Annotated in this window: 1 protein-coding gene; it reads right to left on the bottom strand. The window is 67.4% G+C overall.

Annotated elements, in window-relative coordinates; genetic code table 11:
* On the bottom strand, positions 1-279 hold a 279-nt coding region (locus SB658_RS23380), incomplete at both ends, for a hypothetical protein (protein ID WP_410602668.1).

Genomic DNA, 279 nt, shown 5'->3' on the forward strand with positions numbered 1-279 from the left:
GTAGCCGAAGATCGGCCCGCCGACCAGGAAACGCCCGTTGCCGTTCGGCGTCACCCCGACCTGCACGCACTTGGGCTGGTTGCCGAATGGTGCCTGGTCCACGCAGTAGCTGGTGTTGGCGGTCACCGGCGTGGCCAGGGTCAGCTTGCCGCCGAAGGTGATGCCCCATGGTCCGTCGTAGTTGCCGGTCACCACCAGCCGATGGCGCGGCGCGGCGTTGGAGCGGATGAACGGGTACTGGCCGATGGTCGGCATGTCGAAGGCGTAGTGCTCGCCGAT

The sequence above is a fragment of the Bacillus sp. SIMBA_008 genome, assembly GCF_046535495.1.
Classification (GTDB): domain Bacteria; phylum Bacillota; class Bacilli; order Bacillales; family Bacillaceae; genus Bacillus; species Bacillus subtilis.